Genomic DNA, 17,516 nt, shown 5'->3' with positions numbered 1-17,516 from the left:
CAGGATAGCCACGGATCACGACAAAGGAGCGGCATGCGCATCGCGGTGGCAGGCGGAACAGGACGGATCGGACGGCTCGTGGTGGAGGAGGCGCGACGGCGAGGCCATGACGCGATCTCCCTCAGCCGCGGCGAAGGGGTGGACCTGACGACGGGCGAGGGTCTAGCGGCGAGGCTCGACGGGGTCGACGCGGTGATCGACGCGACCAATCCCCCGGTGTCCGACGTCGCAGAGGCCGAGCGCGTGTTCGCGACGGTGACGCGCACCCTCCTGGTCGCCGGAGCCGCCGCCGGGGTCGCCCACCACGTGGCCCTGTCGATCGCGGCGCTCGATCGGGTGCAGGGCAACCCGCACTACTTCGGCAAGCGGGCTCAGGAGCGCGAGGTCGCCCGCGGCGCCGTGCCCTTCACGATCGTGCGCGCGACGCAGTTCCACGACTTCCCCGCCATGATCGCCGAGTGGTCGATCGTCGACGGCGAGGGCGTCGTCCCCCCGCTGCTGCTGCAGCCGATCGCCCCGGCGGACGTGGCGGTCGCCCTCGTCGAGGCGGCCGCCGCCCCCGCGCTGGGCGGATCCTTCGACATCGCCGGGCCCCGCACCGAAGACGCCGTCGACATGGCCAGGCGCACCCTCGCCGCCCGCGGACGAGAGCTTCCGCTGCGCGCCTCGTGGCGCGGTGCGGCTCTGGGCGTCGAGTTCGCGGGCGAGGTGCTGCTCCCCGCCGAGGGAGCCCGGCTCGCCCCCACCACCTTCGACGACTGGATCGCCGCCGGGGCGGACTGAGCCGAGCCGACCGGCGCCGTCCCCTAGGGTGGAGGGGTCCCGCCCCTCCTGCCGAAGGCCGAACAATGGGCATGCCCTCCCCGCTCCCCGTGCGCGACGGCGTCGGCGCCACGCGGTTGCACGTTCCGCTGACCGGGGATTGGCCGACGATCGCGGACTACATGGTCGAGCGGTTCTTCCACCTCGACCCCGAGCGGCTGCTCGTGCGGTTCGACCGCGGCGAGATCGTCGCCCGCGACGGACGACCGCTCAGCCGGGAGACGCCGCTGGGCGCCGAGGAGTTCGTCTGGTACTACCGCGAGCCGCCCGTCGAGAAGGAGATCCCCTTCACCGAGGAGATCCTGCACGAGGACGACCACCTCGTCGTGATCGACAAGCCGCACTTCCTGCCCACCACCCCCGGCGGCAAGTACCTGCAGAACTCGGCTCTCGTGCGGTTGCGGAACCGGCTCGGCAACCCGGAGCTCACGCCGATCCACCGCCTCGACCGCGCGACCGCCGGGCTGCTGATGTTCTCCGTCCGCCCCGCCACCCGCGGCGCCTACCAGCTGCTGTTCGAGGATCGACGGGTCGAGAAGGTGTACGAGGCCGTATCGGCCCGGCCCGCCGGCTGGGATCCCTCCCGCTTCCCGCTGGTGTACCGCACCCACATCGAGAAGCACCGCGGAGAGGTGCGCGTGCAGGTCGACGACACCCGGGAGCCCAACTCGGAGACGCTCATCGACGTGATCGACGCCGACGACCGCGTGGTGCACACCCTGCTGCGCCCGCACAGCGGCAAGATGCACCAGTTGCGCGTGCACCTGGCCGCGCTCGGGCTCGGCATCCTGCACGACGGCTTCTACCCGGAGCTGCTGCCCGAGCAGCCCGACGACTTCTCCCGGCCCCTGCAGCTCCTGGCGCGGGAACTGCGGTTCCTCGACCCGCTCACCGGTGAGGAGCGCGTGTTCACCACCCGCCGGAGCCTGCAGGACGCCCCGGCGCGCTGACCCGCGCCCCACCGGGGGTCAGCGTCGCATGATCCTCCGGGCGAGCCGCGTTCCCAGCAGCTGCACCAGGTGCACGAACACCACGATCAGGATGATGGCGGCCCACATCACGATCGGCTCGAACTGCCGGAAGCCGTAGATCTGCGCGAACGCACCCAGGCCGCCGCCGCCGATCAGACCGGCCATCGCGGTCATGTCGATGAGCGCGACCACGATGAACGTGTAGCCGAGGATCAGCGGTCCGAGGGACTCCGGGATCGCGACCGTGAACAGGATGCGCCACGGCCCCGCCCCCATCGCCCGCGCCGCCTCGATCACGCCGGGCGACACCGACACGAGGTGCTGCTCCACGATGCGGCCGATCGCGAACGCCGCCGCGAGACCGATGATGAACGCGCCCGCCGTGGTGCCGATACCCGACCCCACCACGAGCCGTGCGAACGGCTGCGCGACGGCCATGAAGATCACGAACGGGATGGGTCGGAAGAAGTTGACCCCCAGGTTGACGAGCACCGAGACGACCCGGTTCTGCAGGAGTCCACCGGGGCGCGTGATGTAGAGGATGATGCCGATCGCAAGACCGAGGATCCCGCCGAGCACGAGCGCGAACGACGCCATGTACAGCGTCTCCAGTGCGGCCGACCAGAACTCGGGCCACAGTTCGTTCAGACGATCCATCAGCGGGCCTCCTCTGCGGCGATCACGGTCACGTCCACGCGCTCACCGATCGTGGTGAGCGCCCTGTCGATCGCGGAGGAGTCGCCGCGGATCGCGAGCGTCAGGTGCCCGAACGCCCTGCCCCGGATGTCGTTGATGCCGCCGTACACGAGCTCGAAGTCGAGTCCGGCGGCCGCGAGGTCGAGGAACACCTGCGCCTGCGACGAGTCGCCGTCGCGGAACGAGAACGTGACGAGACGCCCGCGATGCCGCTCGCGCAGCACGGCGAGCTCGGACGGCGACGGCACGCCCTTCACGACCGTGCCGACGAAGCGCTGCGACGCCGGGTTCTGCGGCGCCGAGAACACGTCGAACACGTCGCCGCGCTCGATCACGCGACCGTTCTCCATCACGGCGACCTTGGTCGCGATCGTCTGGATGACGTCCATCTCGTGGGTGATGACCACGATGGTGACGCCCTGCTCCTCGTTGACCCGCTTGAGCAGGTCGAGGACCTCGTGCGTGGTCTGCGGGTCGAGGGCGCTGGTGGCCTCGTCGGCGAGCAGGATCGCGGGCTTGGTGGCCAGGGCCCGGGCGATGCCGACGCGCTGCTTCTGGCCGCCGGACAGCTGCTCGGGGTAGGCCTTCGCCTTGTCGGACAGCCCCACGAACGACAGCAGCTCGGTCACCCGCGCCTCGATGTCGGGCTTCGACCAGCCGGCCAGCGTCAGCGGGTAGGCCACGTTCGACCGCACGGTGCGCGAGGAGAACAGGTTGAACTGCTGGAAGATCATGCCGATGCCGCCGCGCACGCGGCGCAGTTCGCGTTCGCCGAGCGTGGTGAGATCGACGCCGTCGACCGTGATGGTGCCGCTCGTCGCCGGCTCCAGGGCGTTGATCAGGCGCACCAGCGTCGACTTGCCGGCGCCGGAGTAGCCGATGATGCCGTACACGTCGCCCTGGTCGATGTCGAGGGTCACGTCGTCGACGGCGACGACCTCCGGTTCACCGTGACTGCGGGAGGGGTAGGTCTTGGACACGTTCGTCAGGGAGACGATCGGCATGTGCTGCTCCGGTCTGGGTCTCGGGAAACGGAGAATCGGGCGACGCGAGAGGCGCCACCCGATTCTCCCTCATGGGGTGGGGGTGCCCCGCACCCCCACTGCGTCACTTCTTCGCGTCGGCGTCCTTCTGGACCTTCTCCAGCGAGGCCACGAGGTCCTTCACCGGGGTCTGCAGCGCCACCGCCGTGCCACCGGAGGACTCGAGGAGTCCCGCCTGCACGTCCTCGTTCGTCTGGAAGATCTCGACCAGCTTGTTGTAGGTCTCGTTGTCGGCATCCTCCGCGCGGGCCGCGAAGATGTTCACGTACGGCAGGGCGCTCGGGTCCTCGGGGTCGTCCTGCGCGATCGCGTCGTCGAACGTGAGCCCGGCGTCCTCCACGAAGTCGTTGTTGATGATCGCAGCGGCGACATCGGGCAGTGAGGTGGGGATGAGCGCCGCCTCCAGCGCCTTCACCTGCACCTTCGACTTCTCGGTGTCGACGTCGGCGAGGTCGGAGTAGGGCGTGCCGCCGCTCTTCAGCTCGACGAGGCCGGCCTGCTGCAGCACGTTCAGCGCGCGGGCCTGGTTCGACGCGTCGTCCGGCACGGCGACGGTCTCGCCCTTGGGGATGTCGTCCACGTCGTCGTACTTCTTCGAGTACAGGCCGAGCGGGTAGATCGCGGTGGAGCCGATCGGCGTGAGGTCGGAGCCCGAGGCGTTGTTGTACTCGGCGAGGTACACGATGTGCTGGAACTGGTTGAGGTCGATCTCGCCCTCCGTCAGCGCGGGGTTCGGCTGCTCGTAGGAGCCGAAGTCGACCAGCTCGACCGTGATGCCCTCGTCGGCGGCAGCCTCGACGAAGGCGGGCCACTGCGCGTCGCCCTTGCCGACGACCCCGATCTTGACGGTCTCGTTCTCCGCGTCGCCGGAACCGGCGTCGGAGGAGGCCGTCGCGCATCCGGAGAGCGCGACGAACAGCGGGACCGCGGCGAGCGCGGCGAGGACGGTGGTGGTGCGGCGGGACATGATGAGGGGGTTCCTTCCTGGCGGGACCCGACTACGTTAGGCAGGTCGGGCGCAGGCGGCGGAATCGCGCCGTCACACGGCGTCACAGGTCCCGGCGGAGCCCGGCACGGACGACCGGGTGAGGGTCAGTCGAACTCCTCGATGCCCTGCAGACGCACCTGTTCGAGGTCGAGCCGGGCCGAGATGCGCCGCACCACCAGGTCGTCCACGGTCCCGGCGCTGCGCAGCCCGAGCAGCACCTCGCGCTTGCGATCGAGCAGCGCGAGCTTGAGTCGCGTGTGCTCCTCGTGCCGGATGAGCGGAGAGCGCTGGGCCAGGTCGACGTCGGCCGAGGTCGCGATCATCTGCAGTACCGTGCCGTCGCTCGACTCGGGGTCGACCGCGCCGCCGACGCCGCCGTCGGGTTCCGGCTCCCCGGTGCCCTCCTCCCCGCCGATGCCCAGGGGGTCGGGCTCGCCGAGCATGTCGTCCAGCGCCTCGGCCTCCGCGTCGATCAGGGCCTGCTCCCGCGCCAGGGTCCGGGCGTTCGCGAACTCCAGGTTGCGATACCCCTCGGCCCGCACGTGATCGCGCACCTCCGCGCCGACGCCGTGCTCGGCGGCCAGGTCGTCCAGCGCGGCCAGAGCGGCGCCGGAGATCGCACGCTCCGCGAGCTCGAACTCCTCGGCCTCCGCGTGGTCGACCGGGAACCGCGCCCAGCGCACCAGGGCCGGCAGCATGGGGGCCTGCGCGAGCAGACTGAGCAGGATCACCCCGGCCGTCACGAGCACGATCTCGTCGCGGCCGGCGATCGCGCCGCCCTCGGTCACGGTCGTGGGCACCGACAGGGCGATCGCGAGCGACACGGCTCCGCGCATCCCCGCGACGGTGGACACGAGGCGCGCACGGGAGCGCGAGCCAGGGGCCGGGCGGGCGGACGGCCTGCCCTGGAACAGCACGTTGAGCAGCTGGAACAGGTAGCGCACGACCAGCAGCGTGGCCCACACCGCGAGCGTGATCAGCACCAGTCGCCCGATCACCGACGGCGGCACCTCGTGCACCACGTACTGCACCTCGAGCCCGATGAGCACGAACAGCGCGCCGTTGAGGAGGAACACGCCGAAGGGCCACGCCGCGTCCGCCTGGCGCCGCGACGCCGCGGTCGTCACGCGCGGCGACACCCAGGCCACGATGAGTCCGGCCACGACCACGGCCAGCACCCCCGAGGCGTGCACCATCTCGGCGACCAGGAACGCCGAGAACGGCACGAGCAGCAGCGTCACGTTGATGACGATGGTCGACGACATGCGACGCAGCAGCAGGTACGCGATCGCGGCGACCGCGACGCCCGCCGCGACCCCGCCGACGTACGACACCAGCACGTCCCACGTGACCGAGAGCGGCGTGACCTGGCCGCCGAGCGCGAGCGACACCGCGATCGCATACAGGACGAGCGCGGTGCCGTCGTTCGTGAGGCTCTCCGCCTTCAGCTTCATGAACATGCGTCGCGGCAGCAGACGTCCGAGCGCGGCGACCGCGGTGGCATCGGGCGGGGCGACGGCGGCGCCCAGGATGAGCGCGACCTCCCACGGCATCCCGAACAGCACGCCGATGCCCGCGACCGCGAACGCCGAGGCCACCACGAGCAGGGTGCTCATCGGCAGGATGTAGCGGAAGTCGCGGCGGATCGAGCGCAGCGACGTGGTGAGGCTCTCCCAGAACAGGATCACGGGCAGGAACAGCAGCAGCACGGTCTCCGGCGGCAGCTGCACCTCGCGCAGCTCCGGCACGAAACCGAGCAGCAGTCCGAGCAGGACGAGGACGAGCGGGAGCGCGAGACGCACGCGCGGGGCGATCAGGGTTCCGACGAGGATCGTGAGTCCGAGCAGGACGGTGACTTCAAGGCCTTCCATCCCTACCTCCCAACGCTATGGGGAGAAGGATATTCCTGGTCTCAGCCGATCTGTTCGGTGAGTTCGAACCAGCGCAGCTCGAGCTCCTCGATCTCGGCCTCCTGCGCCGAGATCTCCTTCATCCGCTCCCCCAGTCCGGCGTAGTCGGACTGGTCGTGGTCGGCGAGTGCGTGCTTGGCCGCGTCGACCTGCGCGGTGAGCTTCTGGATGCGTCGTTCGAGCGCCGCGACCTCCTTCTGCGCCGTGCGGAGCGCGGCACCGTCGAGGCCGGTCGGTGCCGCCGCAGCGGCACTCGCGGAGGGCTTCGGCCCCTCGGCCTCCACCCGCTCGCGCAGCCGCAGGTACTCGTCCACGCCGCCGGGGAGGTGGCGCAGCCGTCCGGCGCCGTCGGGCCCCGGGAGGATCGCGTACTGCTGGTCGGTCACGCGCTCCAGGAAGTACCGGTCGTGGCTGACGACCAGGAGCGTGCCCGACCAGGAGTCGAGGAGGTCCTCGATCGCGGCGAGCATGTCGGTGTCCATGTCGTTGGTCGGCTCGTCGAGGATCAGCACGTTGGGCTGGTCGAGCAGCACGAGCAGCAGCTGCAACCGGCGCTGCTGGCCGCCCGAGAGGTCTTTGACCGGTGTCGACAGCTGCGCCGAGGAGAAGCCGAGCCGCTCCAGCAGCTGACCGGGCGTGAGGTCTTGCGCCTTCGACCCGGCGCCGAGCGTGTAGGAGGTGCGCAACCCGGAGATCACCACGCGCACCGGGTCGTTCCAGTGCGGCGTGAGCTCGTCGAGGCGCTGCGTGAGGGTGCGCACCTGCACGGTCTTGCCGCGCTTGACCCGGCCCTCTGTCGGCTCGACGGCACCGGAGATCAGCCCGAGCAGCGTGGACTTCCCCGCCCCGTTCACCCCGAGGATGCCGGTGCGCTCCCCCGGTGCGATGCGCCACTCCACGTCCTTCAGCACCGTCTTCACGCCGCCGTCCTCGGTCGGGTAGGTCACGCCGACGTCGAGCAGGTCGACCACGTCCTTCCCGAGCCGCGACACCGCGAGCGACTGCAGCGACACCTTGTCGCGGATCTCCGGCACGTCCGCGATCAGCTCGTTGGCCGCGTCGATGCGGAACTTCGGCTTGCTGGTGCGCGCGGGGGCGCCACGGCGCAGCCACGCGAGCTCCTTGCGGGCGAGGTTCTGCCGCTTCGCCTCGGTCGCCGCGGCCATGCGGTCACGCTCGACCCGCTGCAGGATGTACGCCGCGTAGCCGCCCTCGAACGGCTCGACGATGCGGTCGTGCACCTCCCACGTCTCGGTGCAGATCTCGTCGAGGAACCAGCGGTCGTGCGTGACGACCAGCAGCGCCCCGGCGTTCGGGGACCAGCGCTTCTTCAGGTGACCGGCGAGCCAGGTGATGGCCTCGACGTCGAGGTGGTTGGTGGGCTCGTCGAGCGCGATCACGTCCCAGTCGCCGGTCAGGAGCTTGGCGAGCGACACACGCCGCCGCTGGCCGCCGCTGAGCGATCCGATCCGCGCGTCCCACGGGAGCTCTCGCAGCAGCCCGTCGATCACATCGCGCACCCGGGCGTCGCCCGCCCACTCGTGCTCCGGCACGTCGCCGACCACGGCCGCGCCGATCGTGAGGTCGTCCGGGAGCGTATCCGCCTGGGTCAGCACACCGATGCGGGTGCCGCCGCGCACGGTCACCCGGCCGGAGTCCGGCTCCTTGGTGCCGGCGAGCATGCCGAGGAGGCTGGACTTGCCGTCGCCGTTGCGGCCGACGATCCCGATGCGGTCCCCCTCCTCGATGCCGAGGGTGACGGAGTCGAAGACGACGCGGGTCGGGTATTCGAGGTGCAGGGCTTCGGCCCCGAGAAGATGTGCCATGTCCTCTCCAGGGTAGTCGCGGATCGCGGGCCGCCCGCCCTGTCGTCAGCGGGAGCCGAAGAGCTCCGGCAGCGCCGCCGTGAACACGTCGAAGTGGCTGTACCAGACGGTGTGCGCCGCGCCGGGGATGCTCCGCACGCGGACGCCCTCGTGCTCGAACCGGCGCGCATCCTCGTCGGTGACCCACGCGCTGGGGTCGGCGCGGACCACGATCGAGCCCGGTGCGGCGCTCCAGTGCCCATCGGAGCCGCACGACACGGACGCGGCCGTCGCGGCATCGAACCGCTCGGCCGCGCGGGCCTCCGCCTCGGCATCGGCGACCGAATAGAACGGACGCGCGCGGCGCAGCTCGGTCGGCGACAGGCGTGCACGCCGGTCGTGTTCGTACTGCGACACCAGCGCCGCGCGATCCTGACCGCCCTGCAGGGTCAGCGCCGCGTCGACGTAGACGGCGAGCGCCGGTTCGAGTCGCGGGGCGGCCGCGGCGAGGACCGTGGCACCGAAGGAGTGTCCCATCGCGGCGATCAGGGGCGGGCCGGGGGTGGCGGACGGGGGCTCGAGGAGGCGCACCAGGGTCTCGACGACCGCGTCGGCCGCGCTCTCGATCGTGAGCTGCGGATCGCGCGGCGAGAGTCCGTGACCGGGGAGATCGAGCGCGAGTACGCGGAAACCGCGCTCCGTCAGCGCGGGCACGACGCGGTGCCAGCTCTCGGCGGAGCCCATCATGCCGTGGAGGAGCACGACCGTGTGCTCGCCCGAACCGGCTTCGACGACGTTGAGAAGCATCGCGTCAGTAAACCACGACCGTTACCTTTCCGTGACCTGACTTTCGTCCATACTCGTTCGATCCTTTGTTCGAATGTCGGTGGTCAGTGATGGAGTGAGGTCATGACCGCGCTGCTCGACGCCACCGACTCCCAGCGGGCGATGCTCGCCGAGCTGGTCGCGGGCCTGGTCGCGGCGGAGCAGACGCTGAGCAGCATGCAGGCCGCCCGCGACGGCTTGCTGGCCCTGGCCGGGCGCCTCGCGGTCGACATCGCCCGGCAGGGGCGCCACCCCGACCACGGCGACCTGGCGATCCGCACGGTCGCCGCCGAGATCGGCGCGGCCCAGCGCGCGAGCGATCGCGCGGTCGAACGGCGCATGTCCGAGGCGTCCTGGCTGGTCGAGCGCTTCCCCGCGGTGTGGGAGGCGCAGGGCCGCGGGCTGATCAGCGCGGCGCACGCGCGCGCGATCCTCGACGCGGGTGCGCATCTCCACGACGCTTCCGAGCGGTCGGCCTTCGCCGACGACGCCGTAGCCCTCGCGCAGACCACCTCGCCCAACCGGCTGCGGCCGCTCGTGCGACGCCTCGCCGAACGCTTCCAGGAGCGCACGGTCACCGAACGGCACCGCGACGCCCGCGAGCAGCGGCGGGTCTGGGTGAAAGACGCAGGCGACGGGATGGCCGACCTGGGCATGCACGGACCGGCGGCACTCGTCCACGGCATGTTCGACCGGCTGTCGCAGATGGCTCACGCCGTACAGCAGGAGAACGCGCGCGCGGAGCGGGGCGCGACCGAGCCCTCCCCTGCCACACCCGACACCCGCACGGTCGACCAGCTGCGAGCCGACCTGCTCTCCGATCTGGTGCTGACTGGCACCCCGGCCGGCCACGACACGGCGGACGGTCTGCTGGGCGAGCTGCGGGCGCGCGTGGAGGTGACGGTGCCCGTGCTGACCCTTCTTCGTGACGATCACCCCACGGCGGCGGGTGCTCCGGCTGAGCTCGACGGTCAGACGCCGATCGATGCGGAGACCGCCCGACATCTGACCGGCGGCGCCGCGGGGTGGGATCGGGTGCTCACGCATCCGATCAGCGGCGCGACGCTCGCGGTCGACCGCTACCGGCCGAGCGAGGAGCTCCGCCGGCACCTGCGAGCGCGCGACCAGCGCTGCCGTTTCCCCGGATGCGGCCTCGCGGCGCGGAAGAGCGACCTCGACCACACCCACGATGCGGCCCGCGGCGGGACGACCGAGCACCGGAACCTGGCGACCCTCTGCCGCAGACACCACACCCTCAAGCACCACTCCCCGTGGCAGGTGCGGCAGCGGCCGGGCGGCCTTCTGGAGTGGACGAGTCCGGCCGGACGGAGCTACCTCGACCGTCCGCCGCCTCGGCCATCGGTGGTGTTCGCGGAGGCGGCACCGTTCTGAGTCGCGATGCTGCGAGCGCATTGATGATGCCGGCGGGTGCGGCGAGCGGTGGATGCAGCGAGTGCGGCGAGCGCGGCAGGTGCGGCGAGCGCGGTGGGTGCGGCGAGCGCGGCAGGAGTCTGCGGTGCGCCTCCCCCTAGAGTGGAAGCATGTCGAGCCCCGAATCAGACAGGTCGGGGGCTGCCGGTCGCACCGCCAGCCCCGACACTCGCTGACTCGTCGCATCCGCCCCCGGGCGGGCGCTCCCCCGTCGCACCCGTCGCACCGGGCTGGCCGTGGTGACCAGAAGACCCCTTCTGCTCTCTCACCTCGGAGTCCTCGATGCCTCTTGCCCTCTACTCCCTCGCCCTGACGGTGTTCGTCATGGGCACGTCCGAATTCATGCTCGCCGGGCTCCTCCCCGCGATCGCCGACGACCTCCATATTCCGGTCGGGTCCGCGGGACTGCTCACTTCCGCCTTCGCGATCGGAATGGTCGTGGGCGCCCCGGCGATGGCGGCCTTCGCGCGCGGATGGCCGCCTCGCCTCACCCTGCTCCTGTGCCTGCTCGCGTTCGGCGCGTGCCACGTGCTCGGCGCCCTCACCACGTCGTTCGAGGTCCTGCTCCTCACGCGGGTGGTGAGCGCGATCGCCAACGCCGGCTTCCTCGCCGTCGCCCTGCGCACCGCGACGTCGCTGGTGCCGCCCGGCCAGACCGGGCGCGCGGTCTCGGTGCTCCTGGCCGGCACCACCGTCGCCACGGTCGCGGGCGTTCCCGCGGGCACCGTGCTGGGCGCGGCCTGGGGGTGGCGCGCCACCTTCTGGGCGGTCGCGCTGCTCTGCGTGCCCGCCCTCCTCGGGATCGTCCGCGGCGTCCCCGCGCGCGTGATCGCTCCATACCGGCCAGAGTCCACACCCACACCCGCACCAGCACCCACACCCACACCCACGCCCGCGGCCGCGGCCGCGCCGACCCTGCGTGCCGAGCTGCGCGTCTTCGGCACCCGACCGGTCGCCATCGCTCTGGCGCTCGCGGCGCTGATCAACGGCGGCACGTTCGCCGCCTTCACGTTCCTCGCGCCGATCGTGACCGAGACCGCGCACCTGGCCGAGGGATGGGTGGCGATCGTCCTGGTGCTCTTCGGCGTCGGGTCGTTCGTCGGTGTGACCGTCGCTGGGCGACTCTCCGACCGGCACCCCGGGCTGGTGGTCGGCATCGGCGGACCGCTGCTGCTCGCCGGCTGGACGGCGTTCGCACTCCTCGCGATCCACCCCGCGGCTCTGCTCGCCGGCGTGCTCGTGCTGGGAGTGCTGTCGTTCGGGGTGGGCAGCACCCTGGTCACCCGTGTGCTGTACGCCGCGACCGGGGCACCGACCATGGCCGGCTCCGCCGCGACCGCAGCCCTGAACGTCGGAGCGGCCGCGGGCCCCGTGCTCGGAGCTGCGGCACTGGCGACCGGCACCGGACCTCTCGGACCGGTCTGGGTCGCGGTCGCCCTCACCGGCATCGCCCTCGCCCTCCTGCTCCTCACCCGCGCCTCCATGACGCGCACCTCGTGACGCGACCTCGTGATCGGCGCCGGTGCGCTGGCGTCACGGGCGCCGCGACCGACACAGCCCCGTGACGCAGGCGCCGGACAGACACGGGCCCCCATGCGGACGAGCCGCCCGCCCCGGAAGGGACGGACGGCTCGTGCGCGGTGCGAATCGTGTTACTGGTACGACTTCACGATCTCGAGGAGGCTCGGCACGTTGGCGTACGCCTCGGCCGCGTTCTCCTTGGTCACGATGACCGGCGGGAGCAGGTAGGCCGGAACGACCTTCTTGCCGTTGTCGTACTGGTCGGTGTCGTTGACGTCGACCTCCTCGCCCTTCTGCAGCTGGCCGACCATCTTGATGGCCTGCTCCACGAGCAGCGTGGTGTCCTTGTTGATCGTGGAGTACTGGACGCCCTCCATGATCGACTTCACCGACTCGACCTCGGAGTCCTGACCCGTGACGACCGGGACGGGCTTGCCGGCCTGCTGCGCCGAGGTGATGATGGCGCGCGCGAGCGTGTCGTTCGGGGACAGGACGCCGTCGAGCGTCTCCGAGCCGTAGCTGGACGTGAGGATCGAGTCCATGCGGCGCTGGGCGTTCTCCGGCTTCCAGCCCTCGGTCGCCGTCTGAGAGATCTCGGTCTGCCCGGAGACGACGTTCAGCGTGCCGTCGTCGATCTTCGGCTGCAGCACCTCCATCGCGCCGTTGAAGAACACGGCGGAGTTGGCGTCGTCCGGCGAACCCGAGAACAGCTCGATGTTGTACGGCGCCTCGTGGCCCGCGCGCTCGGCGAGACCGTCGAGGAGCGCCTGGCCCTGGAGCTTGCCGACCTCGAAGTTGTCGAACGCGACGTAGTAGTCCACCGCGTCGGTGTTCTCAATCAGGCGGTCGTACGCGATGACGGCGACACCGGCGTCGCGCGCGGCCTCGACCTGGGTCGTGAGCTGCTTGCCGTCCTTCGCGCCGATGATGATGACCTTGGCACCACCCGTGACGAGCGCCTGGATCTGGTTCTGCTGCTCGGCGACCGTGTTGCTGGCCGGCGCGTACTGCACGTCGGCCTTGAATCCCGCCTTCTCGAGACCGGTCTTGAACAGGTCACCGGCCAGGACCCAGTTCTCCGAGGTCTTGTCCGGGAGGGCGACACCGATCGTGGCGTCGGCGGCGAAGCCCTTCGTGGCCTCATCGCCGGAACCCGATCCCGTGTCACCGCCGCGCTCCGAGGAGCAGCCGGTGAGGGCGAATGCGCCCGCGACGACAAGCGCTGTCGCCGACAGAAGAATCTTCTTCATGTGATCTCTTTCTCTGGTGTGTGCAGGTCTCGTCGCGCGTGCGCTGCGCGACGCGGCCCTTACTTTCCGCGCGTCTCCTCGACGGCGGGGGCTTCGTACTTCTGGCTGGTGGGGTAGTTCGTCTTCGTCGGATCGAAGGTGTCGGTGGCCGGGTCCTGCTTGCGGCCGAAGCGACGCGTGAGGAAGCCGGTGATCGAGGGGCGTCCCTGCTGCTTGTTCCACACGTCGATGCCGACCGCGAACAGCAGCACGAGGCCCTTGATCATCGACACGACGTCGGCGCCGGCGCCGAGCAGGGCGAGGCCGTTGTTGAGGAACGCCATCACGAGACCACCGATGATCGACCCGATCACGGTGCCGATGCCGCCCGAGACGGCCGCACCGCCGATGAAGACCGAGGCGATCGCGTCGAGCTCCCAGCCGTTGCCGTCCTGGGGACCGGACGCGGTCGCCCTCGCGACGTAGATCATGCCGGCGAGCGAGGCCAGGACCGACATGTTCATCATCACGAAGAAGTCGACCCAGCGGTCCTTCACGCCCGACAGGCGCGCCGCCTGCCGGTTGCCGCCGACCGCGTAGATGTGCCGGCCGAACACGGTGTTGTTCGTGATGAACGAGTACAGGATGACCAGGGCGAGCAGGATGACGCCCGAGATCGGGAAGCTGGTGCCCTCACGGCCGGTGGCGAACAGCCAGCCCGCGATGAGGATGACCGCCGAGATCAGCACGACCTTGGTGACGCTGACCCACAGCGGCGCCATGTCGGAGCCCATCTTGCGCTGCACGCGACGCGTACGGATCTCCCAGAACACGATCCACGCCACGCCGGCGAGCGCCAGCAGCATGGTCGGGATGTTGAACGGCAGCGGCAGTGCGATCTCCGGCAGGTACCCCGCGCCGATGATCTTGAAGCCCTCCGGAACGGGCACGGACTGCGAGTCTCCGACCCACTGGTTCGCCCCGCGGAAGAACAGCATGCCGGCCAGGGTCACGATGAACGCCGGCACTCCCACATAGGCGACCCAAAAGCCCTGCCAGGCTCCCACGAGCACACCGACCCCCAGTCCCAGCAGGATGCCGAGCGGCCAGGGAAGGTTCCAGTCCTGCATGGCCTTCGCCACCACGATGCCCGTGAACGCGGCGACCGAGCCGACCGAGAGGTCGATGTGCCCCATGATGATGACCATCACCATGCCGATCGCCAGGATCAGGATGTACGAGTACTGGTTGACGACGTTGATGAGGTTCCCGGACGACAGCGTGAGTCCGGTGCCCTTCACGATCCACGTCAGCACCTGGAAGACGACGAGGATGACGACGAGGCTGCCGAGGATGCCGAACTGGCGCAGCGTGGAGGTGCCGCCGCCGCCGAACATCTTCGTGATGTCCTTGAAGTGGAAGCCGCGCTTCGCGGTGGTCGAGTCGGTGGTCATGCGGATGCTTTCTGGGTCGCGGAGGTCATGCTGCGCATGAGGTCCTCGGGGGTCGCCTGGTCGGCCGGGATGCAGTCGGTGACCCGGCCTTCGAACACGGTGTAGATGCGGTCGGAGATGCCGAGAAGCTCGGGCAGCTCGCTGGAGATCACGATCACGCCCTTGCCCTGGGCGGCGAGCTCGTTGATGATCGCGTAGATCTCGTACTTCGCGCCGACGTCGATGCCGCGGGTCGGCTCGTCGAGGATCAGCAGGTCGGGGTCGGTGAACATCCACTTCGCGAGGACGACCTTCTGCTGGTTGCCGCCCGACAGCTTGCCGACGCCCTCCTCCACCGAGGGGGTCTTGATGCGCAGCGCCTTGCGGTAGCGTTCGGCGACCGCGAACTCCTCGCGCGCGTCGACCACCCCGTTGTGCGCGATCTTCGACAGCTTCGCCGCCACGATCGACCGCTTGATGGTGTCGAGCAGGTTGAGCCCCAGCACCTTGCGGTCCTCGCTCACGTAGGCGAGGCCGTGTTTGATGGCCGCAGCGACATCGGGCAGTTCGATCTCCTGCCCGTCCTTCACGAGCGTGCCGGAGAGGTAGGTGCCATAGGAGCGACCGAAGATGCTCATGGCGAGCTCGGTGCGCCCCGCGCCCATGAGCCCGGCGATGCCGACGACCTCGCCGCGCCGCACGTTCAGGTTCGAGCCCTTCACGACCATGCGCTCCGGCACCGTCGGGTGCTGCACCCACCAGTCCCTGACCTCGAAGAACACCTCGCCGATCTCGGGCGTGCGGTCGGGGTAGCGGCTCTCCAGCGACCGGCCGACCATGCCGCGGATGATGCGGTCCTCATTGATCTCGCCGCGGGAGATGTCGAGCGTCTCGACCGTGCGGCCGTCGCGGATGATCGTGATCTCGTCGGCGATCTGCTCGATCTCGTTGAGCTTGTGGCTGATCATGATCGACGCGATGCCCTTGGCCTTGAGCCCCAGGATCAGGTCGAGCAGGTGCTGGGAGTCGTTCTCGTTCAGGGCCGCGGTCGGCTCGTCGAGGATCAGGAGCTTGACGTCCTTGTTGAGGGCCTTGGCGATCTCGATGAGCTGCTGCTTGCCGACACCGAGGGTCTTGATCGGCACGTCGGGGTCTTCGCTCAGCCCGACGCGGGCGAGCAGCTCGATCGTGCGCTCCTTCTGCGCCTGCCAGTCGATGCGGCCGAAGCGGCGGATCTCGTTGCCGAGGAAGATGTTCTCGGTGACGGACAGCTCGGGGATGAGCGCCAGCTCCTGGTGGATGATGACGATGCCCGCCTGCTCGCTCGCGGCGATGTCCTTGAAGCGCTGCTCCTCGCCGTACAGCAGGATCTCCCCGTCGTAGCTGCCGTACGGGTACACCCCGGAGAGGACCTTCATCAGCGTCGACTTCCCGGCGCCGTTCTCGCCGCAGATCGCGTGGATCTCGCCGGCGCGGACGGTGATCGAGACGTCGGCGAGCGCCTTGACCCCCGGAAACTCCTTGGTGATGCTGCGCATCTCCAGGATCGGGCCTGACACGGTCGGCAACGTTGCAGTGGTGCTCACGGATCTTCCTCGCGACGTGCGGTCACCTTCGATGTGACCGTTCACATCGATACATCGTCGTCTCCCGCGGGAGCGGTGTCAAGTCGGCGCGGGCATTCCGTGTCGCGACCGTGATCTCCTCGCGATCCGCAGGAACACGGGCATCCCGGCGGCGCGGCGGATCGAAAGGATTCGATCCGTGGAGGGGCGCGGCCCGCGGGAATCGAATGCCCCGAACGCGCCGGATCGGCTCAGCGGGCGGCGGCCGACTCGCGAGCCCGCAGCAGCGTCTGCAGCGCCCCGAACGCGGGCGGATCCTCACCGCGGATCTGCGCCAGCAGGATGCGCACCGCGCGGCGGCCCAGCTCCGGGAAGTCCTGGTGCACGGTGCTCAGCGTCGGTGCCACGTGGGCCGCGACCGGGATGTCGTCGAAGCCGATCACGCTCACGTCATGCGGCACCCGCACCCCGGCGTCGCGGAAGCCGTGCAGCAGTCCGATCGCCATCAGGTCGTTCGCCGCGAACACCGCCGTGAAGTCGCGGCGGTGCGACAGCTCCTTGCCCGCGAAGTAGCCGAAGTCCGCCGTCCAGTCCCCGCGGATGGGCGGGAACGTGGGCAGATCGGCATCGCGCAGCGCGTCGAGGTAGCCCCGCATGCGCGACTCCGCCTCGATCCAGTCCTGCGGTCCGGCCAGGTGCAGGATGTCGCTGTGCCCGAGCGAGATGAGGTGCTCCGTCGCGGCTTTGGCACCGGCGACCTGATCGGCCGACAGGCTCACGCCGTCCGAGCCCGACGCCGTCTGCAGAGTGACGAAGGGCATCGCGCCGGACATGCCGCGCAAGACATGGAACACGCGCACCTGTGGCGCGAGCACCACGATCCCGTCGACCTGCTCCCGCTCGAGCTGGCGCACCGCGTTGCCGATGGCCTCCGGCGTGGTCGAGGGGAGGTTGAGCGTGGAGACCGAGTAGCCCTCCTCGCGCGCCGCATCCTCGATCCCGGCGATGGACGAGGTGGGGCCGAACTCGCCGATCGTGGCGGACAGGATGCCCAGCATGTTCGACTTGCTCGTCACCAGCGCGCGCGCCGCGAGGTTCGGCCGGTAGTCCAGCACGGCGATCGCGTCGAGCACCTTCGCCTTGGTCTCCGGCCGGATGCTGGGGTGATCGTTCAGCACGCGGGACACCGTCTGGTGCGACACCCCCGCGAGCCGGGCGACGTCGCGGATGCTCGGCAGGCGGGCACGCTCGGAGGACGTGGACATCACTGCCTCCTC

14 protein-coding genes are annotated in these 17,516 nt (G+C 70.2%); 4 read left to right on the top strand and 10 right to left on the bottom strand.

The genetic code is table 11. The features are described from left to right. Nucleotides 1-33: 33 nt before the first annotated feature. Nucleotides 34-783, top strand: a complete 750-nt coding sequence (locus ACWH95_RS16790; RefSeq protein ID WP_136030427.1) for an SDR family oxidoreductase — start codon at nucleotides 34-36, stop codon at nucleotides 781-783. Between the two features lie 65 nt (nucleotides 784-848). Further along, complete coding sequence (locus tag ACWH95_RS16785; protein WP_378803909.1) at nucleotides 849-1,772, top strand: pseudouridine synthase; 924 nt, start codon at nucleotides 849-851, stop codon at nucleotides 1,770-1,772. 18 nt (nucleotides 1,773-1,790) lie between these two features. Here ACWH95_RS16785 and ACWH95_RS16780 read toward each other — a convergent pair whose 3' ends face one another. From ACWH95_RS16780 to ACWH95_RS16755, 6 genes are all read right to left on the bottom strand, one after another. After that, complete coding sequence (locus ACWH95_RS16780; protein WP_136030431.1) at nucleotides 1,791-2,450, bottom strand: methionine ABC transporter permease; 660 nt, start codon at nucleotides 2,448-2,450, stop codon at nucleotides 1,791-1,793. Further along, on the bottom strand, nucleotides 2,450-3,493 hold the full coding sequence (locus ACWH95_RS16775) for a methionine ABC transporter ATP-binding protein (protein WP_136030433.1): 1,044 nt from the start codon (nucleotides 3,491-3,493) through the stop codon (nucleotides 2,450-2,452). The genes ACWH95_RS16780 and ACWH95_RS16775 overlap by 1 nt, the downstream gene beginning before the upstream one ends. A 103-nt stretch (nucleotides 3,494-3,596) precedes the next feature. Then, nucleotides 3,597-4,499 (bottom strand): MetQ/NlpA family ABC transporter substrate-binding protein, encoded by a 903-nt coding sequence (locus ACWH95_RS16770; protein WP_378803908.1) that lies wholly within the window; start codon nucleotides 4,497-4,499, stop codon nucleotides 3,597-3,599. A gap of 125 nt (nucleotides 4,500-4,624) precedes the next feature. Next, on the bottom strand, nucleotides 4,625-6,391 hold the full coding sequence (locus tag ACWH95_RS16765; protein ID WP_136036320.1) for a Na+/H+ antiporter: 1,767 nt from the start codon (nucleotides 6,389-6,391) through the stop codon (nucleotides 4,625-4,627). Between the two features lie 41 nt (nucleotides 6,392-6,432). After that, entirely contained in the window at nucleotides 6,433-8,256 is a 1,824-nt protein-coding gene (locus ACWH95_RS16760) for an ABC-F family ATP-binding cassette domain-containing protein (RefSeq protein WP_136036321.1), read from the bottom strand. A 45-nt stretch (nucleotides 8,257-8,301) separates the two neighbouring features. Beyond that, on the bottom strand, nucleotides 8,302-9,042 hold the full coding sequence (locus ACWH95_RS16755; RefSeq protein ID WP_136045695.1) for an alpha/beta fold hydrolase: 741 nt from the start codon (nucleotides 9,040-9,042) through the stop codon (nucleotides 8,302-8,304). Nucleotides 9,043-9,144: 102 nt separating this feature from the next. Here ACWH95_RS16755 and ACWH95_RS16750 point away from each other — a divergent pair, with 102 nt between their 5' ends. Both ACWH95_RS16750 and ACWH95_RS16745 read left to right on the top strand, forming a co-directional pair. Further along, nucleotides 9,145-10,452: a DUF222 domain-containing protein gene (locus ACWH95_RS16750; RefSeq protein ID WP_447653087.1), complete on the top strand. Its 1,308-nt coding sequence runs from the start codon at nucleotides 9,145-9,147 to the stop codon at nucleotides 10,450-10,452. A 321-nt stretch (nucleotides 10,453-10,773) separates the two neighbouring features. Next, nucleotides 10,774-11,991, top strand: coding sequence for a Cmx/CmrA family chloramphenicol efflux MFS transporter (locus ACWH95_RS16745; RefSeq protein ID WP_454121047.1), 1,218 nt, complete (start codon nucleotides 10,774-10,776; stop codon nucleotides 11,989-11,991). Nucleotides 11,992-12,143: 152 nt separating this feature from the next. On the opposite strand, the gene ACWH95_RS16740 is transcribed toward ACWH95_RS16745, so the two are convergent. From ACWH95_RS16740 to ACWH95_RS16725, 4 genes are all read right to left on the bottom strand, one after another. Then, complete coding sequence (locus ACWH95_RS16740) at nucleotides 12,144-13,262, bottom strand: substrate-binding domain-containing protein (protein WP_136028598.1); 1,119 nt, start codon at nucleotides 13,260-13,262, stop codon at nucleotides 12,144-12,146. A 59-nt stretch (nucleotides 13,263-13,321) separates the two neighbouring features. Next, on the bottom strand, nucleotides 13,322-14,695 hold the full coding sequence (gene mmsB, locus ACWH95_RS16735; protein ID WP_136028597.1) for a multiple monosaccharide ABC transporter permease: 1,374 nt from the start codon (nucleotides 14,693-14,695) through the stop codon (nucleotides 13,322-13,324). Beyond that, on the bottom strand, nucleotides 14,692-16,233 hold the full coding sequence (mmsA, locus tag ACWH95_RS16730; protein ID WP_136028601.1) for a multiple monosaccharide ABC transporter ATP-binding protein: 1,542 nt from the start codon (nucleotides 16,231-16,233) through the stop codon (nucleotides 14,692-14,694). Before mmsA ends, mmsB begins: the two co-directional genes overlap by 4 nt. Before the next feature lie 257 nt (nucleotides 16,234-16,490). After that, nucleotides 16,491-17,504, bottom strand: a complete 1,014-nt coding sequence (locus ACWH95_RS16725) for a LacI family DNA-binding transcriptional regulator (RefSeq protein WP_136028596.1) — start codon at nucleotides 17,502-17,504, stop codon at nucleotides 16,491-16,493. Between the last annotated feature and the right edge of the window lie 12 nt (nucleotides 17,505-17,516).

The sequence above is a fragment of the Microbacterium sp. NPDC055502 genome (assembly GCF_053643635.1).
The sequence above is the reverse complement of the archived record's forward strand: the minus strand, read 5'-3'. Positions and strand labels throughout refer to the sequence as shown.